21 protein-coding genes are annotated in these 24,128 nt (G+C 60.6%); 8 read left to right on the top strand and 13 right to left on the bottom strand.

Going from position 1 to position 24,128, the window contains the following annotated elements:
- Positions 1-13 precede the first annotated feature (13 nt).
- Positions 14-1,264 carry a sarcosine oxidase subunit beta family protein gene (locus tag BLU25_RS16320; RefSeq protein ID WP_016782563.1) on the bottom strand — a complete coding sequence of 417 codons (1,251 nt, stop codon included), beginning with the start codon at positions 1,262-1,264 and terminating at the stop codon, positions 14-16.
- Positions 1,265-1,286: 22 nt separating this feature from the next.
- Positions 1,287-2,540: a serine hydroxymethyltransferase gene (gene glyA / locus BLU25_RS16315; protein ID WP_083369734.1), complete on the bottom strand. Its 1,254-nt coding sequence runs from the start codon at positions 2,538-2,540 to the stop codon at positions 1,287-1,289.
- 349 nt (positions 2,541-2,889) lie between these two features.
- Here glyA and BLU25_RS16305 point away from each other — a divergent pair, with 349 nt between their 5' ends.
- A complete protein-coding gene (locus tag BLU25_RS16305; RefSeq protein WP_016782566.1) occupies positions 2,890-3,930 on the top strand; it encodes a threonine aldolase family protein in 1,041 nt (346 codons plus the stop codon).
- 173 nt (positions 3,931-4,103) lie between these two features.
- Here the strand turns inward: BLU25_RS16305 and BLU25_RS16300 are convergent, their stop codons facing one another.
- From BLU25_RS16300 to gbcB, 3 genes are all read right to left on the bottom strand, one after another.
- A complete protein-coding gene (locus BLU25_RS16300) occupies positions 4,104-4,406 on the bottom strand; it encodes a cell division protein ZapA (protein WP_016782567.1) in 303 nt (100 codons plus the stop codon).
- Positions 4,403-4,627, bottom strand: a complete 225-nt coding sequence (locus tag BLU25_RS16295) for a hypothetical protein (RefSeq protein ID WP_016782568.1) — start codon at positions 4,625-4,627, stop codon at positions 4,403-4,405. The genes BLU25_RS16300 and BLU25_RS16295 overlap by 4 nt, the downstream gene beginning before the upstream one ends.
- Positions 4,628-4,884: 257 nt before the next feature.
- On the bottom strand, positions 4,885-5,985 hold the full coding sequence (gene gbcB, locus BLU25_RS16290; protein ID WP_016782569.1) for a glycine-betaine demethylase subunit GbcB: 1,101 nt from the start codon (positions 5,983-5,985) through the stop codon (positions 4,885-4,887).
- 282 nt (positions 5,986-6,267) lie between these two features.
- Between gbcB and gbcA the strand changes: the two genes are divergently transcribed.
- Positions 6,268-7,560 (top strand): glycine-betaine demethylase subunit GbcA, encoded by a 1,293-nt coding sequence (gbcA, locus tag BLU25_RS16285; protein ID WP_083369733.1) that lies wholly within the window; start codon positions 6,268-6,270, stop codon positions 7,558-7,560.
- Positions 7,561-8,121: 561 nt separating this feature from the next.
- Here gbcA and etfB read toward each other — a convergent pair.
- The 6 genes from etfB to BLU25_RS16255 all read right to left on the bottom strand — a co-directional run bounded on the left by etfB (position 8,122) and on the right by BLU25_RS16255 (position 16,042).
- Entirely contained in the window at positions 8,122-8,892 is a 771-nt protein-coding gene (gene etfB, locus BLU25_RS16280; protein WP_016782571.1) for an electron transfer flavoprotein subunit beta, read from the bottom strand.
- 69 nt (positions 8,893-8,961) lie between these two features.
- Positions 8,962-10,203, bottom strand: a complete 1,242-nt coding sequence (etfA, locus tag BLU25_RS16275) for an electron transfer flavoprotein subunit alpha (RefSeq protein ID WP_083369732.1) — start codon at positions 10,201-10,203, stop codon at positions 8,962-8,964.
- Complete coding sequence (gene dgcB / locus BLU25_RS16270) at positions 10,200-12,143, bottom strand: dimethylglycine demethylation protein DgcB (protein WP_083369731.1); 1,944 nt, start codon at positions 12,141-12,143, stop codon at positions 10,200-10,202. The genes etfA and dgcB overlap by 4 nt, the downstream gene beginning before the upstream one ends.
- 135 nt (positions 12,144-12,278) lie before the next feature.
- Entirely contained in the window at positions 12,279-14,339 is a 2,061-nt protein-coding gene (dgcA, locus tag BLU25_RS16265; RefSeq protein ID WP_016782573.1) for a dimethylglycine demethylation protein DgcA, read from the bottom strand.
- 15 nt (positions 14,340-14,354) lie between these two features.
- Positions 14,355-14,885 carry a DUF5943 domain-containing protein gene (locus BLU25_RS16260; protein WP_016782574.1) on the bottom strand — a complete coding sequence of 177 codons (531 nt, stop codon included), beginning with the start codon at positions 14,883-14,885 and terminating at the stop codon, positions 14,355-14,357.
- 179 nt (positions 14,886-15,064) lie between these two features.
- Complete coding sequence (locus tag BLU25_RS16255) at positions 15,065-16,042, bottom strand: dipeptidase (RefSeq protein WP_016782575.1); 978 nt, start codon at positions 16,040-16,042, stop codon at positions 15,065-15,067.
- Positions 16,043-16,272: 230 nt separating this feature from the next.
- Here BLU25_RS16255 and BLU25_RS16250 point away from each other — a divergent pair, with 230 nt between their 5' ends.
- From BLU25_RS16250 to BLU25_RS16240, 3 genes are all read left to right on the top strand, one after another.
- Complete coding sequence (locus tag BLU25_RS16250; RefSeq protein WP_016782576.1) at positions 16,273-16,674, top strand: lysozyme inhibitor LprI family protein; 402 nt, start codon at positions 16,273-16,275, stop codon at positions 16,672-16,674.
- Positions 16,675-16,717: 43 nt separating this feature from the next.
- Positions 16,718-17,125 (top strand): DUF3010 family protein, encoded by a 408-nt coding sequence (locus BLU25_RS16245; protein ID WP_016782577.1) that lies wholly within the window; start codon positions 16,718-16,720, stop codon positions 17,123-17,125.
- Between the two features lie 233 nt (positions 17,126-17,358).
- Entirely contained in the window at positions 17,359-17,616 is a 258-nt protein-coding gene (locus BLU25_RS16240; protein WP_016782578.1) for a hypothetical protein, read from the top strand.
- Between the two features lie 72 nt (positions 17,617-17,688).
- Here BLU25_RS16240 and gbdR read toward each other — a convergent pair whose 3' ends face one another.
- Positions 17,689-18,792, bottom strand: coding sequence for a choline metabolism transcriptional regulator GbdR (gbdR, locus tag BLU25_RS16235; RefSeq protein WP_016782579.1), 1,104 nt, complete (start codon positions 18,790-18,792; stop codon positions 17,689-17,691).
- 448 nt (positions 18,793-19,240) lie between these two features.
- On the bottom strand, positions 19,241-20,617 hold the full coding sequence (locus tag BLU25_RS16230) for an L-serine ammonia-lyase (RefSeq protein WP_083369730.1): 1,377 nt from the start codon (positions 20,615-20,617) through the stop codon (positions 19,241-19,243).
- A gap of 361 nt (positions 20,618-20,978) precedes the next feature.
- Between BLU25_RS16230 and BLU25_RS16225 the strand changes: the two genes are divergently transcribed.
- The 3 genes from BLU25_RS16225 to choV all read left to right on the top strand — a co-directional run bounded on the left by BLU25_RS16225 (position 20,979) and on the right by choV (position 24,015).
- A complete protein-coding gene (locus tag BLU25_RS16225; protein ID WP_016782581.1) occupies positions 20,979-21,926 on the top strand; it encodes a choline ABC transporter substrate-binding protein in 948 nt (315 codons plus the stop codon).
- Positions 21,927-21,994: 68 nt separating this feature from the next.
- Positions 21,995-22,840 carry a choline ABC transporter permease subunit gene (gene choW, locus BLU25_RS16220; RefSeq protein ID WP_016782582.1) on the top strand — a complete coding sequence of 282 codons (846 nt, stop codon included), beginning with the start codon at positions 21,995-21,997 and terminating at the stop codon, positions 22,838-22,840.
- Positions 22,837-24,015, top strand: a complete 1,179-nt coding sequence (choV, locus tag BLU25_RS16215) for a choline ABC transporter ATP-binding protein (RefSeq protein ID WP_016782583.1) — start codon at positions 22,837-22,839, stop codon at positions 24,013-24,015. The genes choW and choV overlap by 4 nt, the downstream gene beginning before the upstream one ends.
- The last annotated feature ends 113 nt before the right edge of the window (positions 24,016-24,128 follow it).

Raw genomic sequence — 24,128 nt, 5'->3', positions numbered from 1 at the left:
GGTATTTCTCCTGTTAGTGGGCGACAGCGGCTGCGCCGTGTTCGTCGATCAGGGCACCGGTGTGGAACCGGTCAATGGAAAACGGCGCGGCCAGCGGGTGCATTTCGCCCTTGGCCAGGCTGGCGGCGAAGACGTTGCCCGAACCCGGGGTGGCCTTGAAGCCGCCGGTACCCCAGCCGCAGTTGAAGAACAGGTTCGGCACCGGGGTTTTCGAGATGATCGGGCAGGCATCGGGCGTGGTATCGACGATGCCGCCCCACTGACGGTTCATGCGCACGCGGGACAGCACCGGGAACATCTCCACAATCGCCTGAATGGTGTGCTCGATCACCGGGTACGAGCCGCGCTGGCCGTAGCCGACCCAGCCGTCGATCCCGGCACCGATCACCAGGTCGCCCTTGTCGGACTGGCTGATATAGCCGTGAACGGCGTTGGACATGATCACGCTGTCGATAATCGGCTTGATCGGCTCGGACACCAGCGCTTGCAGCGGGTGCGATTCGATGGGCAGGCGAAAGCCGGCCTGGCGGGCCATATGCCCCGAGTTGCCAGCCGTGACCACACCGACGCGCTTGGCGCCGATAAAGCCCTTGCTGGTTTCGACGCCGATGCACACGCCGTTTTCCTTGCGAAAGCCGAGCACTTCGGTTTGCTGGATCAAGTCCACGCCCAGGGCATCGGCGGCGCGGGCAAAGCCCCAGGCCACGGCATCGTGGCGGGCCACGCCGCCACGCCGTTGTACGGTGGCGCCGATGATCGGGTAACGGGTGTTTTTCGAGCAGTCGAGGTACGGGATTTCATCCGCCACCTGCTTGCCGTTGAGCAGTTCACCGTCTACGCCGTTGAGGCGGTTGGCGCTTACCCGGCGCTCGGAGTCACGCATGTCCTGCAGGGTATGGCACAGGTTGTAGACGCCGCGCTGGGAGAACATGACGTTGTAGTTCAAGTCCTGGGACAACCCTTCCCACAGCTTCATCGCATGTTCGTAAAGGTGCGCCGACTCGTCCCACAGGTAGTTGGAGCGCACGATGGTAGTGTTGCGCGCCGTGTTGCCGCCGCCCAGCCAGCCCTTCTCGACCACGGCCACGTTGGTGATGCCGTGCTCCTTGGCCAGGTAGTACGCGGTCGCCAGCCCGTGGCCGCCACCGCCGACGATAACCACGTCATAGACCTTTTTCGGGGTCGGTGTGCGCCACATCTTCTGCCAGTTTTCGTGGTGGCTGAGGGAGTGCTTGAAGAGGCCGAAGCCTGAATACCGTTGCATAGGATCTACTCCAAAAACGCGCTCAGCGATAAACCGGGAAGTCTTGGCACAGCGAAGTCACCTGGCGGGCCACATCGGCCTCGATATCGGCATCGCCGAGGTGATCGAGGATGTCGCAGATCCAGCCCGCCAGCTCCGTGCATTGCGCCACCTTGAAACCGCGGGTGGTCACTGCCGGGGTGCCGATGCGCAGGCCCGAGGTGACAAAGGGTGATTGCGGGTCGTTGGGCACGGCATTTTTATTGACCGTGATATGGGCGCGGCCCAGGGCGGCGTCGGCGTCCTTGCCGGTCAGGCCCTGACGGATCAGGCTGAGCAGGAACAGGTGGTTGTCAGTACCGCCCGAGACCACGTCATAGCCGCGCTTGATAAACACCTCGGCCATGGCCTGGGCGTTATCGATGACCTGTTTTTGATAGGTCTTGAAGCCCGGCTCCAGCGCTTCCTTGAAGCACACGGCCTTGGCAGCAATTACATGCATCAACGGCCCGCCCTGGCCGCCGGGGAACACCGCCGAGTTGAGTTTTTTCTCCAGCGCTTCGTTGGCCCTGGTCAGGATCAGCCCACCACGGGGGCCGCGCAGGGTTTTGTGGGTGGTGGTGGTCACCACGTCGGCATACGGCAGCGGGTTGGGGTACAGCCCGGCCGCCACCAGCCCGGCAACGTGGGCCATATCCACAAACAGATATGCACCGACCTTGTCCGCAATCTGACGAAAGCGTGGGAAATCGAGGAATTTGGAGTAGGCCGAGAATCCGGCAATGATCATTTTTGGTTGATGTTCAACAGCCAGACGCTCGACTTCGTCGTAGTCGATCAAGCCGGTGCTGGTGTCGATACCGTACTGCACGGCGTTGTAGAGTTTGCCCGAGAAGCTGACGCTGGCACCGTGGGTCAGGTGTCCGCCGTGGGCCAGGCTCATGCCCAGTACGGTATCGCCGGCATTGAGCAGTGCCAGGTACACCGCCGCGTTGGCCGAGCTGCCCGAGTGCGGCTGCACGTTGGCGTAATCGGCGCCGAACAATTGCTTGGCGCGGTCGATGGCCAGCTGTTCGACTTTATCCACATGCTCGCAGCCGCCGTAGTAGCGCTTGCCCGGGTAGCCTTCGGCGTACTTGTTGGTCAGGCCGCTGCCCTGGGCTTGCATCACGCGCTGGCTGGTGTAGTTCTCGGAGGCGATCAACTCAATGTGATCTTCCTGGCGCTGGTCTTCGGCGTTCATGGCCGCCAACAAGGCGTCGTCGTAACCCTGGATCTGATCCTGCTTGCTGAACATTGCGTTCTCCCAGCGCCAGCGCGCCTTTTGGTCTCGGTGGGGCTGATGCCCTTTGAGCCAGATGGTAGAGCTGGCGCAGGCAGACCAAATGCCCATGGACGCCACGCAATGGTGCGTTTACGACATGGTTTCCCATAACCCTGTGGGAGCGGGCTTGCTCGCGATACTGGCTGCGAGGTTTGCCTGGCGAAACCGGGCGATGCCATCGCGGGCAAGCCCGCTCCCACATTTTGTTATGGGGCTTTGGGCTATTCTTTTGTAAGGTATTTCCGCACTTCACGTCGTGCCTGTGCACCTGCCTGAATGTTGGATAAAGTGCACCCACACAATTGGACCATGGAACCGGGAAATGACTGATAAGAGCCAACAATTCGCCAGCGACAACTACTCCGGTATCTGCCCTGAAGTCTGGTCCGCCATGGAAAAGGCCAACCACGGCCACCAGCGCTCATACGGTGACGATGAGTGGACGCTGCGCGCCTCCAACGACTTTCGCAAACTGTTCGAAACCGACTGCGAAGTGTATTTCGCCTTCAACGGTACGGCGGCCAACTCCCTGGCGCTGTCGTCCCTGTGCCAGAGCTTTCACAGCGTGATCTGCTCCGAAACCGCCCACGTCGAAACCGACGAATGCGGCGCCCCGGAGTTCTTTTCCAACGGTTCCAAACTGCTGATCGCGCGCACTGAAAACGGCAAGATCACCCCCGAGTCGATCCGCGAAATCGCCCTCAAGCGCAAGGACATCCACTATCCAAAACCGCGGGTGGTCACCATCACCCAGGCCACCGAAGTCGGCAGCGTGTACCGCCCCGAAGAAATCCGCGCCATCAGCGACACCTGCAAGGAGTTGGGCCTGCTGCTGCACATGGACGGCGCCCGCTTCTCCAATGCCTGCGCCTTCCTGGGCTGCACCCCGGCAGAGCTGAGCTGGAAAGCCGGTGTGGACGTGCTGTGTTTTGGCGGCACCAAAAACGGCATGGCGGTGGGCGAGGCGATCCTGTTTTTCGACCATGCCTTGTCAGTGGATTTTGACTACCGCTGCAAGCAGGCCGGGCAGTTGGCTTCGAAAATGCGCTTTCTCTCGGCACCGTGGGTAGGCCTGCTGGAAAACGACGCCTGGCTCAAACACTCGCGCCACGCCAACCACTGCGCGCAGTTGCTGAGCCAGTTGGTGAGTGACATTCCGGGGGTCGAGCTGATGTTTCCGGTGGAGGCCAATGGCGTGTTCCTGCAACTGTCGGAACCGGCCGTGGCTGCATTGACCGCCAGGGGCTGGCGCTTCTACACCTTTATCGGCAAGGGCGGCGCACGTTTCATGTGCTCGTGGGACACCGAAGAAGCCCGTGTGCGGGAACTGGCGGCGGATATTCGGGAAGTGATGGCGGGGTAAAATAGAAGGAGCATTGATACTGCGTAGCAGCTGCCGCCAGGCTGCGTCCGGCGGCGTAGCCGTCGTAAAGCCTGCCAACCCGGTCTTTCAGCTAAACCGTGCTGTCAGGATTTACGATCGCTTCGCAATCGGACGCAGCCTTCGGCAGCTGCTACGCAGAGTAGTGCGAAGCGTCAGGATTGCCCTAACGTTCGTTCAATCACATCGACCGTGGCGCTGACTTGCTCTTGATAACGGTCGAGTTCCTGTTTGTGGCTCAGTTGCAACTCAATCTGTTGTGAACACAGATTCAGTGCTGCCAGCACCAGCAGTTTGTCCCCGATCAGGCTCGGGTACTTTCTTTTCGTTTCGGCCAGGGCGGCTTTCAACATGACCGTGGCCGCCATCAGGGTCTTTTGCTCCCCCTCCGGCGCCTTGATCGTGTAGTCGTTACCCAGAATCGAGACGACATTTACTCCGTCTCTGTCAAGGCTCATGCGCTGACAGGGCTCGCGCGCTCAACCAGTGCCTGGATGCGGGCGGCTGTCGCGCCTTGCTTTTCTTCCTGTTCCATCAGGGTCAGTTGCAGGCTTTCGTTTTCGTCACGGGCCTGGGCCAGTTCGGTGTTCAGTTGCTCGTTGGCGTCCAGCAGTTCCTGTTTTTGCTGTACCAGGTCGCTGACCAGTTGTTCCAGTTTGCTAAGGGATGACTCAATCATGGTGGTGTTCTCAAGCAGTTTCGAAGGGCGCGTACGATAAAGAAAAGTCACCGGCTAAGCTAGCAGCAACCGGCCTTATCAGACCCCTAATGACTCTGCTTTAGAGCCTTTGTTCCCGGTCTCGCCTTTCAAACAGCAAAAGCCCCTCACCCTGACCCTCTCCCGAAGGGAGAGGGGACTGACCGCGCGCGCCTTCAAGACCACTGACAATTAGCTCCCTCTCCCTCAGGGAGAGGGTTGGGGTGAGGGTAAAAACCTCAAAACTCAATGCGCACATCGCCTTTGGGCACGCTGCAACACGACAGGATGTAGCCCTCGGCGACGTCTTCATCGGTGATGCCGCCGTTGTGCTCCATCTCCACCTCGCCGCCCAGTTTCAGCACCTTGCATGTCCCGCAAATACCCATGCCGCAGGCCTTGGGGATCATCAGCCCGAGTTTGGCCGCAGCCGCATGTACCGTCTCGCTTGGGCCCACGCGGATGCTTTTGCCAGAAGCGGTGAATTCCACCTGATTCAAGTCCGCCACGTCCAGCTCCGGCGCGTCGGCCGCCTGCTCGGCCTGTTCCACCGCCTCGGCCCGCACTTCGGGCGGCGTCGCGCCAAACGACTCTTCGTGATAACGGCTCATGTCGAAACCGTTGCTTTCCAGCAGACGCTTGACCGCATTCATATAAGGCGTCGGCCCGCAGCAAAACACCTCGCGCTCCATAAAGTCGGGCGCCATCAGGTCGAGCATCTTGTGGTTCAGATAGCCGCGATACCCGGCCCAGGGTTCGCCCAGCCCGTGCTTCTCGCAGATCAGGTGCAGGCTGAAGTTGTCGATACGCGAGGCCATATGCTCCAGCTCGCGGTGGTAAATGATGTCCTTGGGCGAACGGGCGCTGTGGATAAACACCATGTCGACATTGGCGTTGGTGTCGTAGAACCAGCGCGCCATCGACATCACCGGGGTAATCCCGACACCACCGCTGAGGTACAGCACCTTGGGGCTGGGCGCATCGATGGCGTTGAACAGCCCGACCGGGCCGTGTACCGCCAGCTCCTGGCCTTCCTGCAGGGTGTCGTGCAGCCAGTTGGACACCCGCCCACCGGGCACGCGCTTGATGGTCACTGAAAAGCTGTACGGCACCGACGGCGAACTGGAAATGGTGTACGAGCGCATCACCGGGTCACCGTCGATTTCCAGCTCCAGGGTCACGAACTGCCCCGGCTTGAAAAAGAACAGGATTGGCTGGTCGGCCATAAAGCAGAAGGTGCGCACATCCCAGGTTTCCTGAATCACTTTGACGCATCGCACGATGTGTCGGCCATTGGCCCAGGTCTGGGTGGTTACCGGGTTCAGAAAGCTGTTGGACATGCGCTTCTCCACGGCCGACAGCCGGCCTCTTGCTGGCGATTCTGCGCATGCCCTGAGGCGGCCATTTATCCATTCGCGACATCCACATACTTATCGCGACCAGCCCCTGAGAGTGGGCGCTTGCGCGTCGGGAACAGATTGGGCCATGTCGCCCGCAGATATGGCCCCGACGCACTTCGAACGCACACTCAGCGCCACTCATTGCATGTATTGCTTTGCCTTGCGTCGCACCCCTGATCAGCCATTTTTAGGCCACATCCGATGGCCATGAGGACTACAACGATGGACGTCACCGCAAACCTGAGCCTGGGCGATCCACTGGAACCCGCACGCAAGGCCACCGCCGAGATGCTGCAGAACCGCGAGCGCACCTATTCGCTGCCGCAGCCGTTCTATAACGACGAGCGTCTGTTTCAGATCGACATGCAGGAGATCTTCCAGAAGGAGTGGCTGATTGCAGGTATGACCTGCGAGATTCCGGCCAAGGGCAACTTCCTGACCCTGCAGGTGGGCAACAACCCGATCATCGTGATCCGCGGCGCCGAAGGCCAGGTGCATGCCTTTCATAACGTGTGCCGCCATCGCGGCTCGCGGCTGTGTACCAGCGAAAAGGGCAAGGTCGCCAAACTGGTGTGCCATTACCACCAGTGGACCTACGAGCTGGACGGGCGCCTGCTGTTTGCCGGCACCGAGATGGGCGCCGATTTCGACATGAAGCAATACGGCCTCAAGCCGGTGAACGTCAAAACGGCGGGCGGCTACATCTTTATCAGCCTGGCCGAGAACCCGCCTGCCATCGATGAGTTCCTGGCCACCCTGAACCACTACATGGAACCCTATGACATGGAAAACACCAAGGTGGCGATCCAGACCACCCTGGTGGAAAAGGCCAACTGGAAGCTGGTGCTGGAAAACAACCGCGAGTGCTACCACTGCAATGCGTCGCACCCCGAGTTGCTCAAGACCCTGCTGGAATGGGACGACGTCACCGACCCGCGCGCCGACCAGGCATTCAAGGATCACGTCGCGGCTTCGGCCGCCGCCTGGGACGCCGAAAAAATCCCCTACGCCCATGCCAGCTTCGGCCTGCGCAACCGCATCGTGCGCATGCCACTGCTCAAGGGCACCGTGTCGATGACCCTGGATGGCAAACAAGGCTGCGCAAAGCTGATGGGGCGCATCAAAAACCCGGACCTGGGCTCGATGCGTATCCTGCATCTGCCCCACTCCTGGAACCACTGCATGGGCGACCATATCATCGTGTTCACGGTGTGGCCGATCAGCGCGCAGGAAACTGTGGTCACCACCAAATGGCTGGTCCACAAGGACGCGGTCGAAGGCGTGGACTACGACGTGGAACGCATGCGCAAGGTCTGGGACGCCACCAACGACCAGGACCGCCGCCTGGCAGAAGAAAACCAGCGCGGTATCAACTCGATCGCCTACCAACCAGGGCCGTACTCGCAAACCTACGAGTTTGGTGTGGTCAACTTTGTCGACTGGTACAGCGAGCGGCTGCTGAACAACCTGGGGGCGGCGCCGGCGGCGTACCTCAAGGGTGTAGTTGCCCAATAAATACACATCAACCTGTGGGGGCGGGCAAGCCCGCTCCCACATTGAGGGGCTTATCTGACAGGTTTGGACGATCTCGAACCCATGACGCTCATAAATGCGCTGGGCCAAGTTGTTTATAATCGGACATAGCCAGCACTGATCACTTTTCGATCAAACCTCTACACGCCACGCACGGCAAGGGCCACAGCCCTCCGCTAACAACTTGTCCACAGGCACACCCACAGCAATTGTGGGGAAGTGGACAAGTCGTGCGGATAATCACGATTGAGCGTTTTTTGTACAACACCCTGCAAGCCACGATTCTAAAGGTCTGTAGCCAGCCGCGAACACCTTATCCACATATCCACCAACAGAGATTGTGCGCAACTTATGCACTGGCCGCCCAGACTGTGGAAAACCGCGCAATCAACCGATTATTCAGGGGTTTAAAGGCTGGCCAGTGGATAAAACAGCAGATTGATCGTTTTTTGACCAGAACCTTGCAAGGCCCGGTCTATATGGCTTACGGACGATAGCAAACAACTTATCCACATAAGCGCTAACAGACTTTGTGGGCAAGTGTCAGCGCACCACACCTTCTTCAATCAACAGCTTCAAAATGGCCTGGGCACCCTCTTCGGCACCGATGCCCTTGAGCACTTGCCCGGAACCGCCAGCGGACTTGGCCGTAGCGGCTTTCATACGATCTGCGCCACTCTTGGCCTTGATCACCTTCAAGCGCTTGGGCCGTGGTCGCGCAGGTTGCAGGCTCCCCGTTGTGGATAACTCATCGGCGACGATTTCAACCACTTCGGCGTTGACCAAACCCCGCGTGGCAGGGCCGTAGGCGCTTTGCCGCGCCTTGGGAGCAGCGTTATCCACAGTGACCAGAAACGGCAGTCGCACCTGCAGCCGGCGTCGCTGGCCCCGGGGCAAGGCTTGCAGCACCTGTGCCACGCCGTTGTGGACAGATTCGATCTGCGCCACGCCCACCAGCAGTGGCCAGCCCAGCTCCTCGGCCAGCAGGTACGGGAGCATGCCCGAGCCTTCGCCGGTTTCGGCCTGGCTGCCGGTGAGCACCAGTTGCACACCGGCCTCGCGGATGTAATCGCGCAACACCGGCACGGCATCGGCGCCGTCCGCTTGTTCCAGCACATGCAGTTCGTCCAGGCCCATGCCCAGATAGGCGCGCAAGGCCGGCTCATGGGGGTTGCCCGCATGCAGCACATGCAGATTATCCCCAACCAGCTCCAGGCCCAGCTCGACGGCGCGCGCGTCCTGCTCGGCGCGACGGTTGCGGCCTGAAGCGGGATGGGCGCCGATTGAAACCAGTGCAACGGTGGCGATGGTCATCTATAAATCTCCAGACTGAACTCAATCCTGTGGGAGCGGGCTTGCTCGCGATGGGATCACTGCGGTGGATCAGGCAGACCGGGTCGCCTGAATCGCGGGCGAGCCCGCTCCCACAGAGTTTGCGTTGCGCCAGTTATCCACAGCCACGATCAGCGCTTCAAGCACCGCCGCCCCGTCACCGATGACCGACAAATCAGCGCGTTTGATCATGTCGCAGCCCGCATCCTGGTTAATCGCCACCACCTTGTCGCACGCGCCAATCCCTTGCAGGTGCTGGATCGCACCGCTGATGCCGATCGCCACATAGACCCGCGCCGTGACCCAGGTGCCACTGGCACCCACCTGCCGGTCACGCCCCATAAAGCCGTCATCCACCGCCACCCGCGACGCACCTTCGGTGGCGCCCAGTGCCGCCGCTGCCTTGTGGAAAAGCGCCCAGTCTTTAACCCCGTTGCCGCCGCTGAGGATAAATTCGGCCTCGGCCATAGGCACCGCGGCCGGGTCGACCTCCACCGCGCCCAAATCCTCGATCCGCGCCAGGCACGGCACTACGGCTGTGGATAACTGCACCACCAAGGCTTCATGACGGGTTTCACTGACCGGTTCGGCGCATTCGGCCGTCGCCAGAATCAACCGGCGCAACGGCTGCGCCAGATCCTGCAGGCCCGCACCGGCACGGCCGATACAGGCGCCGTCCTTGACCTGCCACACCCGCGTAGCCGGGCGCTCGCCCAGGCTGGCGGCAAAGCGTCGGCCCAGTTCACCGCCCCCCGTGCGGCTGTCAGGCAACAGCCAGTGGCGCGGCGCAAACTGGTTATCCACAGCGCGCAAACCCAGCACCCGTTGCTCCGGTGCATAACCCTGGCTGTCGAGCAGCAACAGCCGATCCACCCCGGCCGTGGCAAAGGCCGTTTCCTTGCACTCGCCAAACACCACGGCCAATACGGCGCCATCGCTGCCCGCCAATTGTCGGGCCAGCCCGAGCAGATCGCGGTCGTGACTGCTCAGGCGGCCGCCGACCATGTCCGGCACCACGGCGATATAAAAAGCTGCAGCCGTGATCTGATGCAGTGGCAATTGCACCTCGGCCTGGGCCGGACGCTTGCTCGCCCCGCCCTGCTGCGCACCGCTGCGGTCTATGCGCTTGATGCCATTGGGGCCAATAAAGCCCACACCGTGGACGTTTTTGCGCACTACGCCATTGGGTCCCATCCAGCTCTGCTGCGCGGGTTGCATGGCCGCGTGCAACGGATGCAGACGGTTGCGGGCGATCCGCTCGGCACGCGGGTCGCGGCGAATAATGTCACTCATGCGATCACCTCAGCTTCAGGGCGCCGGGCCGGTTTGGCCGCAGCTGAGTCTTCTATCAGCGCATCGGCCACCAGTTCGGCAATGTCCTTGATTTGTGCACGGGGCTCGACCACCCCTTCGAGCATCGCCGTGCATTGCGGGCAACCCACCGCTACGCGTTCGGCGCCCGTCTCGCGGATGTCTTCCATACGCATGTCGGGGATCCGCTGTTTGCCGGGGATGTCGGTAATCGGCGCGCCGCCACCGCCACCGCAGCAACGGGAGCGAAAGCCCGAGCGCTGCATCTCCTTGACCTCAATGCCCAGCGCGCGCAACACCGCGCGCGGCGCCTCGTATTCGCCGTTGTAGCGGCCCAGGTAGCAGGGGTCGTGATAGGTCACGCTGCCACCCGCATCCGCAGCGAGATTGAGCAGGCCGGCACTGATCAGCTCGGCCATGTAAGTGCTGTGATGTTGCACAAGGTACTCGCCGCCAAAGGCGCCGTATTCGTTTTTCAGCACATGGAAACTGTGCGGGTCACAGGTGACGATGCGCTGGAAGCGGTACTGCGCCAGGGTCTGGATATTGCGTTTGGCCAGCGCCTGAAAGGTCGCTTCATCGCCCAGGCGCCGGGCCACGTCGCCACTGTCGCGCTCCTCCAGGCCCAGCACGGCAAAGTTGACCCGCGCGGCCTTGAGCACTTTGACGAAAGCACGCAGGGTACGCTGGTTACGCATGTCGAAGGCACCGTCACCGACCCAGAACAGCACGTCTGCGGCGGGCTTGTCGCGCATCAGGTCAAGGCTCAGGTCTGCTGCCCAGTTCATCCGCCCGCCGGGGGCAAAACCGCCGGGGTTATCGGTGGCGATCAGGTTATCCAGCACCTGGGCACCGTTGTTCGGCGTCGCGCCTTTTTCCAGGGTCAGAAAGCGGCGCATATCGACGATGGCGTCCACATGCTCGATCATCATCGGGCACTCTTCAACGCAGGCACGGCAAGTGGTGCAGGACCACAGCGTGTCGGCATCGACCAGGCCGTTGACGATCGGCTGGTGCGGGTTACCGCCATGTTCACCAATCGGTTTGCCAGGGTACGGGCTACCCGCAAAATGGGCATCGGTGCCACCCGCCAGCCCGACCACCATGTCCTGAATCAGCTTTTTCGGGTTGAGCGGCTGGCCGGCGGCGAAGGCCGGGCACGCGGCTTCGCATTTACCGCATTGCACGCAGGCATCAAAGCCCAACAGTTGGTTCCAGGTGAAGTCCTTGGGTTTTTCCACCCCCAAAGGTGCGCTGCGGTCGCTCAGGTCCAGCGGCTTGAGGCCCGTGGAGCGGCCACCGCCAAAGCGTTCGGGGCGACGGTGCCAGGCCAGGTGCAGGGCACCGGCGAAGGCATGCTTCATCGGCCCGCCCCAGGTCATGCCAAAGAACAGCTCGGACACGCCCCACAGCACACCAAGCGCCAGCACCGCCGCCAGCGCCCAGCCGCCAAAGCCTTCGGGCAACACACCGGCCACCGGCAGGGTGAGGACAAAAAAACTCGCTGAAAACACCAGCAGGCTTTTCGGCAGGCGCATCCACGGGCCTTTGGACAGCCGCGACGGCGGGTTGAGGCGACGCTTGAACACAAACAGCGCGCCCACAAACATCAGCGCCGTGGCCAACAGCAAGACATAGCCGAGGATGCGGTTATTCAACCCCAGGCCATGCACCAGAATCGCCAGCACGGCCGCCAGCACAAAGCCGCCAGCCGTAGCGACGTGGGTGTTGGCCATGTATTTGTCGCGGGCAACCACATGGTGCAAGTCGACCATGTAGCGCCGGGGCATGGCCAGCAGCCCGCCAAGCAGATCGACCCTGGCCGGGCGGCCACGGCGCCACATGTTCATACGACGCACGGCGCCCACTATCGTCAGGGCGAGGGCGGCGAACAGCAGGATGGGAAGAACGATATTGAGCATGGTGAAGCTCCCAAAGACCAGGCAGGTCTGATGTGGGAGCGGGCTTGCTCGCGATTCAGGCGAAGCGGTGCATCAACAGCACCGCGTAATCGTTTATCGCGAGCAAGCCCGCTCCCACATTGGTTCGGTGTCGGGTCAAAAATCCTTGCACAACCGCAGCGCGTCATAGATCGCTGCATGCACATTGCGCTGGGCCACGCAGTCGCCGATACGAAACAGCAAGTAGCCATCCCCGGCTTCGCTCAAACAAGGCTGCGGCTTGATCGCAAACAGGGCTTCGACGTCGATCTGGCCCTTGTTGCGCGAATCCGGCTTGAGCCCGTAATACAGCTCTTCGTCCGGGCGCACGCCGTTTTCAATCACCACCTGATCGACCACCCGCTCTTCCCGGGCGCCGGTGTATTCGTTCTCCAGTACCGCAATCACCTTGTCGCCTTCGCGGTAGACCTTCTCCAGCATCATGTCGCCGGTCATGATCACTTCCTTGGGGTACAGGCTGCGGTAGTAGGTGGGGAATGACGTGCCGCCAATGGCCACGCCGGGCTTGGTGTCATCGGTGACGATTTCGACCTGCGCACCTTTGTCCGCCATATAGTCGGCCACCGACATGCCGGTAAATTCGCAAATGGTGTCGTACACCAGCACGTTTTTGCCCGGCTCCACCTTGCCGTCGAGCACATCCCAACTGCTGACCACCAGCCCTTCGGCCGCACCCCAGTGTTCGTTCTGCTCCACAAACGGATGCCCGCCCACCGCCAGCACCACGATGTCCGGGCGCAAGTCCATGATCGTCGCCGCGTCGGCCGCGGTGCCCAGGCGCAGGTCAACGTTCAGGCGCGCCAGTTCCAGTTGAAACCAGCGGGTGATGCCAGCCATCTGATCACGCTGCGGCGCTTTGGAGGCGGTAGTGATCTGCCCGCCGATGGCGTCCTTTTTCTCGAACAGGGTCACGTCATGGCCGCGCTCGGCGGCCACACGCGCCGCTTCCATCCCCGCAGGCCCCGCGCCGACGATCACCACCTTGCGCCTGGCCCCGGTGGATTTCTCGATAATGTGCGGCACGCCCATGTACTCACGGGAGGTCGCGGCGTTCTGAATACACAGCACGTCCAGTCCCTGGTACTGGCGGTCGATGCAGTAGTTGGCGCCCACGCACTGCTTGATCTGGTCAACCTGGCCCATCTTGATCTTGGCGATCAGGTGCGGGTCGGCGATATGGGCGCGGGTCATGCCCACCATATCGACGTAGCCCCCTTCCAGAATCCGCGTGGCCTGGTTCGGGTCCTTGATGTTTTGTGCGTGCAGCACCGGGGCCTTGACCACTTCCTTGATGCCAGCGGCCAAATGCAGGAACGGCTCCGGCGGGAAGCTCATGTTCGGGATCACGTTGGCCAGGGTGTTGTGGGTATCGCACCCCGAGCCGACCACGCCGATAAAATCGAGCATGCCGGTGTCGTCGTAGTACTTGGCGATTTGCTTCATGTCCTCGTGGCTCAGGCCATCGGGGTGAAATTCGTCGCCGCACAGGCGGATGCCCACGCAGAAATCCGGGCCCACTTCGGCGCGCACGGCCTTGAGCACTTCAAGGCCAAAACGCATGCGGTTCTCAAAACTGCCGCCCCATTCATCGGTGCGTTTATTGACGCGCGGGCTCCAGAACTGGTCGATCATGTGCTGGTGTACCGCTGACAGTTCCACGCCATCCAGCCCGCCTTTTTTGGCGCGCCCGGCGGCGCTGGCATAGTTGCCGATCACCCGCCAGATCTCCTCGGGTTCGATGGTCTTGCACGTGGCGCGGTGCACCGGTTCGCGCACGCCGGAGGGTGACATCAGGGTCGGCCAGTTGAAACCGTCCCAGCGCGAGCGACGACCCATATGGGTAATCTGGATCATGATCTTGGCACCATGCTTGTGCATGGCGTCAGCCAGGTTCTGGAAGTGCGGGATAATGCGGTCGGTGCTCAGGTTGACCGAACTCCACCACTCTTGCGGGCTGTCGATGGCCACCACCGACGAGCCGCCGCAAATCGCCAGGCCGATACCGCCCTTGGCTTTTTCTTCGTAGTACTGCACATAACGCTCAGTGGTCATGCCGCCATCAGTGGCATACACCTCGGCATGGGCGGTGCTGAGCACACGGTTGCGGATGGTCAGTTTGCCGATTTGAATCGGCTCAAACATTGCTTCGAACGCCATATCCCGATCCTCGACTTACAACGGCTTGACGATAAACAGGCCGTGGTCGTGGCCTTCTTCCGATCCGCTATAAACCTGTTCTGCCACGGTGCGGATGTTGCTGCCACGGGCGTGCAGGATCTGATCCATTGCCCCGGCAAACCAGCCCGTGAACATGTAGTCGACCTTGCGCCCGACCTTGCCGTACACATAGACAAAACAGGAGTGTTCCAGCTTGATGGTGGCGGTGCCTTTGTCGAGATCGATGTCCTGAATGGTGAACAGGCCCCAGCCACGCTGCGACAGGCGTTTCATGTAGTGCTCGAACACTGCGACGCCTTCGATGCCGTGGCATTCAGCTTCTTTTTCGCACCAGTGCCAGGCGGATTTGTAGCCGGCCTTGTAGAGAATGTCGGCGTAGGCGTCGGCGCCCAGGACTTCTTCGATGCCCATGTGGTTATTGACGAAAAAGTGGCGCGGCACATAGAGCATCGGCAGGGCGTCGGAGGTCCAGACGCCGGTTTCGCTGTCGACTTCGATAGGCAATTGCGGGGCGATTTTAGCCATGAATACAACTCCAGAAGATGATCAAGTCCCGTAGCAGCTGCCGAAGGCTGCGTTCGAGCGCGAAGCGGTCGTAAAACCGGTCACCGCGCCTTCACAGGCAAAATGTGCAATATGGGTTTGCGACTGCTTCGCAGCCGGACGCAGCCTTCGGCAGCTGCTACGCAAACGATGCCTTGGCGTTATTCGCCCCAGACGTCCTTGAGCACGTTGACCCAGTTCTCGCCCATGATCTTGCGCACCACGCGCTCGTTATGGCCGCGCTTGAGCAGGGTTTCGGTGAGGTTGGGGAACTCGCCCACGGTGCGGATGCCCAGCGGGTTGATGATCTTGCCGAAGCTGGTCAGGCGGCGGGCGTAGCCCTTGTCATGGGTCAGCATTTCAAAGAAATCCTGGCCGTGGCCCTGGGTGAAATCGGTGCCGATACCGATCGAGTCTTCGCCGACAATATTCATGGTGTATTCGATCGCTTCGGCGTAGTCGTCGATGGTCGAGTCAATGCCCTTGGCCAGAAACGGCGCGAACATGGTCACACCGACAAAGCCACCGTGGTCAGCAATAAACTTGAGTTCGGCGTCGGATTTGTTGCGCGGGTGCTCTTTAAGACCGGACGGCAGGCAATGGGAGTAGCAGACCGGTTTTTTCGATTCCAGGATCACCTCTTCCGAGGTTTTCGAGCCGACGTGAGAGAGGTCGCACATGATCCCGACACGGTTCATTTCAGCCACCACTTCGCGGCCGAAACCCGAGAGCCCGCCATCGCGTTCGTAGCAGCCGGTGCCCACCAGGTTCTGGGTGTTGTAGCACATCTGCACCACGCCAACGCCGAGCTGCTTGAAGATCTCGATATAGCCCAGTTGGTCTTCAAAGGCATGGGCATTCTGGAAGCCGAAGATGATCCCGGTCTTGCCCTGCTCCTTCGCCCGACGGATATCAGCAGTGGTCTTGACCGGGATCACCAGGTCGCTGTTGTCACGGATCAGGGTCTGGCTGGCGACAATGTTGTTGATCGTGGCTTGGAAGCCTTCCCACACCGACACGGTGCAGTTGGCTGCGGTGAGGCCACCTTTACGCATGTCTTCAAACAGTTCGCGGTTCCATTTGGCAATGATCAGCCCGTCGATAACGATGCTGTCTGCGTGCAACTCGGCTGGGCTCATCAGGCGTCCCCTTATTGGCGTTTGCTGCGCCGAATCGTCTGCCGGCGCTATTGGGGCCAGCATAGGCTCGGGGTCAAAAGCAGCCGGGTGCAAAAGCGACAGCGCAATTGCCGAAAGCGTCAAACCACGACAAAGCGTGGCAGCGGCAAAATCATGACCTGCACGCCGTGGCTGTTCTTTGGCCCACGCTTGAGCCAGAATCGGCGCCAACTATGGATTAGGAAGCGGCAATGAAATCGATTCTCCTGGCCTTGGCATTGATCACCGGCGGCGCCCATGCAGCTGAAAATGCCGACTACAACCCGTGCGACGCGGTGGAAAACGACCGGCAGACCCTGGCGTGCTCGGTGTTCAGCAAAAATGCGGCCGAGCAGTTGTTGAGCGAGAACTACGAAGCCCTGCAGGAGCGCATGACTTCGCTGTACGGCAGTAACGCCACCCAGCTCAATAACATCCTGAGCAAGATCAAGACTGCCCAGGCCTTGTGGCTGCACCAGCGCGACGCCGATTGCGCAATTGCCGTGTTCCCCGCCACCGCCGGTACCGAAGCGTTCAACATCGCCCAGAACGACTGCATGGCGCGCATCAGCGACGATCGCTCGGAGTTTCTGGAATCGATCGGGCAGGACTGACCTTTCCCACAAGAATAGTTTCAACTTATCAACCAGGGTTTTTATGACTATTTGCGGTATCGAAATCAAAGGCAGCGAAGCCATCTTTGCCCTGGCCGGTCCCGACCTTGAGCATGTGGCTGTCGCGACCAAAAAAATTGCCCTGGACGACGATGACGAGGCTGCCAACGTCAAAGCCTTCGCAGCGCAGCTTGCAGCCTTTGTGAAAAGCAACGGCATCACCCGTATCGCCATTAAAAAGCGCAGCAAGAAGGGCGAGTTTGCCGGTGGCCCGACCACGTTCAAGATCGAAGGCATCATCCAGTTGCTGGACGATTGCCAGGTGCAGTTGCTGTCCCCGCAAACCCTCAACGCACAGTTCAAAAAACACGCTTTCGACCTGCCCGCCTCGCTGAACAAATACCAGCATGAAGCGTTCAAGGCGGCGTGTGCGGCGTTGCTCAAAGGTTAAAAAAGCCCCGAACCTGCCGTGACAGATTCGGGGCCAAGTGCGTGTGATGCAGGACGGTGACCAAACCATCGAGGATGTTACTGCCCCCAGTGTGCCCAACCCTGCGCCGGGCACTTAGCCAAAAACGACCTGCAGCTAGGCATGCAGGACATCCCGCCAAACCATCCTTGCCCCCGGCCCGAAGCCCTACCAGAATCAAACTTCGATCGCGCTTTGTAGAAGGATAAAAAGTCATGATGCACGCGGATTTGATTGATGAACAGGATCTGGTTGGCCAACTGCGCTCGCTGGGCTTTGAAGTGTCTGGCACGGCGGAGCAGGCTTGCACCGCGGCAGTGTGCGGGCTGAACGAGACCAATGCCCGCGCACTCAAGGGGCTGGTTGAAAAGCTCTACACCGGCAGCGCAACCATCTTGCCTGCGGTGCGCGAGGCGATTGACCGCCAGTTGCTGCCGGGGCTGGCGCAGTTCAAGCAGAGCAAGGTCGGGTAAGGCAAAAGCAAAAGCCCCTCACCCCAACCCTCTCCCGGAAGGAGAGGGCCAGGATCAGGGCGCTTTTGCCTGTTAAAGCCTCACACTGGCAAACGTCGACTCATTGCGCGCCTGGTTCAACGCCGACATCGGCCCGGCCAGCGGCGCCAGCAACAGCGACTGCGGAATCTGCACCAGGGTGGTCTGCTGTGCGGTGTTGGAACCCACACGCTCGTCCCGTGGCGGAATGCCGAAGTATTCGCGGTAGCACTTGGAAAAATGCGGCGTGGACACAAACCCGCACACCGCCGCCACTTCGATAATCGACATCGGCGTTTGCTTGAGCAATTGCCGCGCCCGCACCAGCCGTAATTTCAGGTAATAGCGCGACGGCGAGCAATGCAGGTACTTCTGGAACAGGCGCTCCAACTGACGCCGCGACACCGTCACATAAACCGCCAGCTCATCCAGGTCGATGGGCTCCTCGAGGTTGGCCTCCATCAACGCGACGATTTCCTGCAACTTGGGCTGGTTGGTGCCCAGCATGTGCTTGAGCGGTACGCGCTGGTGATCCTGCTCGTTGCGGATGCGTTCATACACAAACATTTCCGAAATCGCCGCCGACAACTCACGGCCATGATCACGGCTGATCAGGTGCAGCATCATGTCCAGCGGTGCGGTGCCGCCCGAGCTGGTAAAGCGGCTGCGGTCGAGGGTAAACAGCCGCGTGCTCATGGCCACCCGCGGGAAGGCTTCCTGCATCGAGGCCAGGCATTCCCAGTGCACGCTGCAATCAAAACCGTCGAGCAAGCCGGCATAGGCCAGGGCCCAGCTGCCGGTGCACACGGCACCCAGGCGGCGCGACTGGCGCGCCTGGCTCTGCAGCCATGAGACATGCTCACGGGTCACGGTGCGCTGAATACCGATACCTCCGCAAACAATCACCATATCCAGCGCCGGAGCCTTGTGCATGCTGGCGTCGGGGGTCACCTGCAGACCATCACTGGCCCAGACCTGGCTGCCATCGGCGCTGAGGGTGCTCCAGCGATACAACTCACGGCCCGACAACTGGTTGGCCATGCGCAAGGGTTCTATCGCGGATGCCAGGGAAATGAGCGTGAAATTGTCCAGCAGCAGAAAGCCGATGGATTGAGGCGTACGGTTCTGGGGTTGAACCCCGGAGTTGAACGACGTCATCGCGGTATCTCCTCACACAAAGCGGGTGATGGCCTCAGGCGCAGGCTCTTGTTATGACCCTCGTTTCACGGGGCTTTAAGATGACAACGCAAATGCCATGCCTAAAGTTGAATGGCTATTCAACAAAGCCTGAAAACGACGTCGCAATGTGTCTGGACGGGTGATGGGAAAACGCCGGTTAAACGCAGGTACACAGGTGCTGACCGATGCTGTTGAGCACATCGGTAGCACTTGTGGGAAGGATGTAGGAGCAGCTCAGTTACAGGATGTCACCAAAAGTACGAGTGCGCCAAAACGGGTCGCCGTGCGCTGAAAAAGCGCCGATGCAGCAGTAACAGGCTTGTTGTGGGAGCGGGCTTGCTCGCGATGGCATCGACGCGGTGTAGATGTCAGACCGCAGCGATCCAATCGCGAGCAAGTCCGCTCCCACAGATAATGGGGGGGGGGGTCAGCATTCCACCGCGCTGACCGCCAGGCCGCCGCGCGAGGTTTCCTTGTATTTGTCGTGCATGTCGGCGCCAGTGTCGCGCATGGTGCGGATCACCCGGTCCAGGGAAATAAAGTGCTGACCATCGCCCCGCAAGGCCATTTGCGCCGCATTGATCGCTTTGACCGCTGCAATGGCGTTGCGCTCGATACAAGGCACCTGCACCAGCCCGCCCACCGGGTCGCAGGTCAGGCCCAGGTTGTGCTCCAGGCCGATTTCCGCGGCGTTGCACAGTTGCTCCGGGGTGGCACCGAGGATTTGCGCCAGCCCCGCGGCCGCCATCGCACACGCCGAACCCACCTCGCCCTGGCAGCCCACCTCCGCCCCGGAGATCGAGGCGTTCTTTTTGCACAAAATACCGATCGCCGCTGCGCTCAGCAGGTAGTCCACCACATTGGCCTCGCTAACTTCATCGCTGAATTTCATAAAGTAGTGCAGTACCGCCGGGATGATCCCCGCTGCACCGTTGGTGGGCGCCGTGACCATGCGCCCGCCAGCGGCGTTTTCTTCGTTGACCGCCAGGGCAAACAGGTTGACCCATTCCATCGCGCTCAGGGTCGAGCCGATGACGTTGGGTTTGCCCAGTTCCTGCAGGCTGCGGTGCAAGCGCGCTGCACGACGACGCACATTAAGACCACCGGGCAGGATGCCTTCGTGTTTCAAGCCTTGCTCTACACAGTCCTGCATGGCGCGCCAAAGTTTGATCAGGCCGCAGCGGATTTCGTCTTCGCTGCGCCATGTGCGTTCGTTGGCCAGCATCAAGGCCGCCACGCTCAGGTGATGGGTGCGGCACAGCTCGAGCAGTTCGACGGCGCTGCTGAAGTCATAGGGCAACTCGGTGCGATCCATATCCAGCACACCGCTGGCGGCCTGTGCCGCGTCCACCACAAAACCGCCGCCCACCGAGTAATAAGTGTCGCGATGCAATTCAGCGGTTTCGGTGTGCGCGACCAGAGTCATGGCGTTGGGGTGAAACGGCAGGTTCTCGTCAATCAGGCGCATGTCCTGCGCCCACACGAACGGGATCGGCAGGTAGCCATCGAGCAATAACCTTTCGCTGTGTTGCAGCTCGGCAATGCGCGGCCCGATCAGCGCCGGGTCAATGGCGTCCGGCCATTCGCCCATCAGGCCCATGATCACTGCGCTGTCGCTGCCGTGGCCTATACCGGTGGCCGACAGCGAACCATAGAGTTGCACTTCGATACGGCGTACCCGTTGCAACTTGTCGCGCTCGCGCAGGCCCTGCACAAACAGCGCCGCCGCCCGCATCGGGCCTACGGTGTGGGAGCTGGAAGGGCCGATACCGATCTTGAACAGGTCAAACACGCTGATAGCCATGAGCACGAGCCTCGGGGGTCAATGCCTTGCATCATGGGGTGTTTGCCCTCGGCAAAAACGTCCAGCTACGACCCGCCTTTGCCTGCCAGCGCCCCCGACGTTTTATGGGGTGCAGATGCACGGAAAAGGCAGTTTTCGAGCCTCGTTCGTCCAGATACGACCTCGCTGGTATCAGATACGACCCTGCCTGTACTGGATGCGACGCCCCCTGTAGGCGTTTGATTTTCGCTGTTACATGATCAGTCCCGACTCGATTGCAAGATGCGCCGGCACAGTCCCCTGCCGACCATCGCCCGACCGCAACTGATACCTGCGGCTTTTCGATCGAAAAACCGCAACCCGGACACACAGGAGTCGATCCATGAAACATTCCTCATCGTTGTTGTTGGCTGCATTGCTGAGTCTGCCCGTCATCACCCAGGCCGCAGAACCGGAGCAATGCAGCACCGTCAATTTCTCGGATGTCGGCTGGACCGACATCACCGTCACCACCGCCGTTACCAGCGAGATACTCAAGGGCCTCGGCTACAAGACCAGAACCACCATGATTTCCGTACCGGTCACCTACAAGTCGCTGGCCGATGGCAAGAACATGGATGTGTTCCTGGGCAACTGGATGCCGACCATGGAAAACGACATCAAGGCCTACCGCGACGCAGGCACCGTCGAGACCGTGCGCGCCAACCTGGAGAACGCCAAATACACCCTCGCCGTACCCGAAGCGCTCTACAACAAGGGCCTCAAAGACTTCTCCGACTTACCCAAGTTCAAGAAGGAGCTGGACGGCAAGATCTACGGCATCGAGCCGGGCAACGACGGCAACCGCATGATCCAGACCATGATCGACAAGAACGCCTTTGGCTTGAAAGATGCCGGCTTCAAGGTGGTTGAATCGAGTGAGGCAGGCATGCTGTCGCAGGTTGACCGCGCCCAGCGCCGAGGTACCGACGTGGTGTTCCTGGGCTGGGAACCGCACCCGATGAACACCCGCTTCAAAATGAAATACCTCACCGGCGGCGACGAGTTCTTCGGCCCCAATTATGGCCAGGCAACCATCTACACCAATACCCGCAAGGGCTACACCGAAGCGTGCAGCAACGTCGGGCAACTGCTGAAAAACTTGGTATTTACCCTCGACATGGAAAGCACCCTGATGGGCAAGGTGCTGGACGACAAGATCAAACCCGACGCGGCCGCCAAAGCCTGGCTCAAACAGAACCCGCAAGTGCTTGAAACCTGGCTGGCGGGCGTCACCACGGTGGATGGCAAACCGGGGCTTGAGGCGGTCAAAGCCAGCCTCGCGAAGTAATCGCGGACGCCGGGGGGTAACTGCACCCGGCTCCGTTTCAATTTCCCTGCATGCGGACGTTCACTACCATGCTGATTGATCAAAAAATCCCTTTGGGTGATTACATCGCACGCTTCGTCGAATGGCTGACCCAGCACGGTGCCAATATCTTCGATGCCATCGCCAGCACACTGGAAGCCATGATCCACGCGGTGACCTTCACCCTGACCTGGTTCAACCCCTTCGTATTTATCGGGCTGATTGCCCTGCTCGCCCACTTTATCCAGCGCAAATGGGGGCTCACGGTTTTTGTGGCGCTGTCGTTTCTGCTGATCCTCAACCTGGGGTATTGGCAAGAAACCATGGAAACCCTGGCCCAGGTGCTGTTCGCCACCTTCGTGTGCGTGATCATCGGCGTGCCGCTGGGGATACTCGCGGCGCACAAACCGATGTTCTACACCTTTATGCGGCCGGTGCTCGACCTGATGCAGACCGTGCCGACCTTTGTTTACCTGATCCCGACCCTGACCCTGTTCGGGCTGGGCGTGGTGCCGGGGCTGATCTCCACGGTGGTGTTTGCGATTGCCGCGCCGATCCGCCTCACCTACCTGGGCATCCGTGACGTACCCCATGAGCTGCTCGATGCCGGCAAGGCCTTCGGTTGTTCGCGGCGCCAGCTGCTCACCCGTATCGAGCTGCCCCACGCCATGCCGAGCATCGCCGCCGGGATTACCCAGTGCATCATGCTGTCGCTGTCGATGGTGGTGATCGCCGCGCTGGTAGGGGCCGATGGCCTGGGCAAACCGGTGGTCAACGCACTGAACACGGCCGATATCGCATTGGGCTTTGAAGCCGGACTGGCGATTGTGCTGCTGGCCATCATGCTCGACCGTATCTGCAAGCAGCCGGACGCCAAAGCAGGAGCCGACGCATGAGTATTATTCGTTTCGATAATGTGGACGTGATCTTTGCCAAAGACCCGCGTGAAGCGCTCAGCCTTCTGGATCAGGGTTTGTCGCGGGATCAGATCCTGAAAAAAACCGGGCAGATCGTCGGCGTTGAAAAAGCCAGCCTGGACATCGACAAAGGTGAAATCTGCGTGCTGATGGGCTTGTCCGGGTCGGGCAAGTCCAGCCTGTTGCGCTGTATCAACGGGCTCAACACGGTCAGCCGTGGCCAGCTGTATGTGGAGCACGAAGGCAAGCAGATCGACATCGCATCATGCACCCCCGCCGAACTGAAAATGATGCGCACCAAACGCATCGCCATGGTGTTTCAAAAATTCGCCCTGATGCCCTGGCTGACAGTGCGCGAAAACATCAGCTTCGGCCTGGAGATGCAGGGCCGCCCGGAAAAGGAACGCCGTACCCTGGTGGACGAGAAGCTCGAACTGGTGGGCCTGACCCAATGGCGCAACAAAAAGCCCGACGAGTTGAGCGGCGGCATGCAGCAACGGGTTGGCCTGGCGCGGGCGCTGGCGATGGACGCCGACATCCTGCTGATGGACGAACCCTTCTCGGCGCTGGACCCATTGATCCGCCAGGGCCTTCAAGACGAGTTGCTGGAGCTGCAACACAAGCTGAACAAGACCATCGTTTTCGTCAGCCATGACCTTGACGAAGCGCTCAAGCTGGGCAGCCGCATTGCAATCATGAAAGACGGCAAGATCGTGCAGTACAGCAAGCCCGAAGAAATCGTGCTTAACCCTGCCGACGACTATGTGCGCACCTTTGTGGCCCATACCAACCCGCTCAACGTGCTGTGCGGGCGCAGCCTGATGCGCACACTGGACAACTGCAAACGCATCAACGGCTCGGTGTGCATTGATCCGGGGGATGATTCGTGGATTGACCTGGCTGAAGGCAACACCATCAAGGGTGTGCGCCAGGGTGCCAGCGTGGTGGACCTGCAACACTGGAAAACCGGGCAGGCGGTAGAAGGGCTTGGCCGCGGGCCGACGCTGGTGGACAGTGGTATCGGCATGCGCGATGCACTCCAGATCCGTTACCAGACCGGCAACAAACTGGTGCTGCACGACAATCACAAAGTGGTGGGGATACTGGGGGATACCGAGCTGTATCACGCGTTGCTGGGCAAGAATCTGGGCTGATAGCCGCGAGTCCTGTGGGAGCGGGCTTGCCCGCGATAACATCAGCGCGGTGTACCTGATACACCGCGTCGCTGGCATCGCGAGCAAGCCCGCTCCCACACGAGTTCTCAGTG

Origin of the sequence: Pseudomonas fragi (assembly GCF_900105835.1) — a bacterium.
GTDB lineage: Bacteria > Pseudomonadota > Gammaproteobacteria > Pseudomonadales > Pseudomonadaceae > Aquipseudomonas > Aquipseudomonas fragi.
This window is presented reverse-complemented; position numbering and strand designations above follow the sequence as displayed.

What these genes read in the sequence shown, in the direction of transcription:
- BLU25_RS16320 (WP_016782563.1), bottom strand. Translation starts at nt 1,264, where the DNA reads ATGCAACGGTATTCAGGCTTCGGCCTCTTCAAGCACTCCCTCAGCCAC.
- glyA (WP_083369734.1), bottom strand. Translation starts at nt 2,540, where the DNA reads ATGTTCAGCAAGCAGGATCAGATCCAGGGTTACGACGACGCCTTGTTG.
- BLU25_RS16305 (WP_016782566.1), top strand. Translation starts at nt 2,890, where the DNA reads ATGACTGATAAGAGCCAACAATTCGCCAGCGACAACTACTCCGGTATC.
- BLU25_RS16300 (WP_016782567.1), bottom strand. Translation starts at nt 4,406, where the DNA reads ATGAGCCTTGACAGAGACGGAGTAAATGTCGTCTCGATTCTGGGTAAC.
- BLU25_RS16295 (WP_016782568.1), bottom strand. Translation starts at nt 4,627, where the DNA reads ATGATTGAGTCATCCCTTAGCAAACTGGAACAACTGGTCAGCGACCTG.
- gbcB (WP_016782569.1), bottom strand. Translation starts at nt 5,985, where the DNA reads ATGTCCAACAGCTTTCTGAACCCGGTAACCACCCAGACCTGGGCCAAT.
- gbcA (WP_083369733.1), top strand. Translation starts at nt 6,268, where the DNA reads ATGGACGTCACCGCAAACCTGAGCCTGGGCGATCCACTGGAACCCGCA.
- etfB (WP_016782571.1), bottom strand. Translation starts at nt 8,892, where the DNA reads ATGACCATCGCCACCGTTGCACTGGTTTCAATCGGCGCCCATCCCGCT.
- etfA (WP_083369732.1), bottom strand. Translation starts at nt 10,203, where the DNA reads ATGAGTGACATTATTCGCCGCGACCCGCGTGCCGAGCGGATCGCCCGC.
- dgcB (WP_083369731.1), bottom strand. Translation starts at nt 12,143, where the DNA reads ATGCTCAATATCGTTCTTCCCATCCTGCTGTTCGCCGCCCTCGCCCTG.
- dgcA (WP_016782573.1), bottom strand. Translation starts at nt 14,339, where the DNA reads ATGGCGTTCGAAGCAATGTTTGAGCCGATTCAAATCGGCAAACTGACC.
- BLU25_RS16260 (WP_016782574.1), bottom strand. Translation starts at nt 14,885, where the DNA reads ATGGCTAAAATCGCCCCGCAATTGCCTATCGAAGTCGACAGCGAAACC.
- BLU25_RS16255 (WP_016782575.1), bottom strand. Translation starts at nt 16,042, where the DNA reads ATGAGCCCAGCCGAGTTGCACGCAGACAGCATCGTTATCGACGGGCTG.
- BLU25_RS16250 (WP_016782576.1), top strand. Translation starts at nt 16,273, where the DNA reads ATGAAATCGATTCTCCTGGCCTTGGCATTGATCACCGGCGGCGCCCAT.
- BLU25_RS16245 (WP_016782577.1), top strand. Translation starts at nt 16,718, where the DNA reads ATGACTATTTGCGGTATCGAAATCAAAGGCAGCGAAGCCATCTTTGCC.
- BLU25_RS16240 (WP_016782578.1), top strand. Translation starts at nt 17,359, where the DNA reads ATGATGCACGCGGATTTGATTGATGAACAGGATCTGGTTGGCCAACTG.
- gbdR (WP_016782579.1), bottom strand. Translation starts at nt 18,792, where the DNA reads ATGACGTCGTTCAACTCCGGGGTTCAACCCCAGAACCGTACGCCTCAA.
- BLU25_RS16230 (WP_083369730.1), bottom strand. Translation starts at nt 20,617, where the DNA reads ATGGCTATCAGCGTGTTTGACCTGTTCAAGATCGGTATCGGCCCTTCC.
- BLU25_RS16225 (WP_016782581.1), top strand. Translation starts at nt 20,979, where the DNA reads ATGAAACATTCCTCATCGTTGTTGTTGGCTGCATTGCTGAGTCTGCCC.
- choW (WP_016782582.1), top strand. Translation starts at nt 21,995, where the DNA reads ATGCTGATTGATCAAAAAATCCCTTTGGGTGATTACATCGCACGCTTC.
- choV (WP_016782583.1), top strand. Translation starts at nt 22,837, where the DNA reads ATGAGTATTATTCGTTTCGATAATGTGGACGTGATCTTTGCCAAAGAC.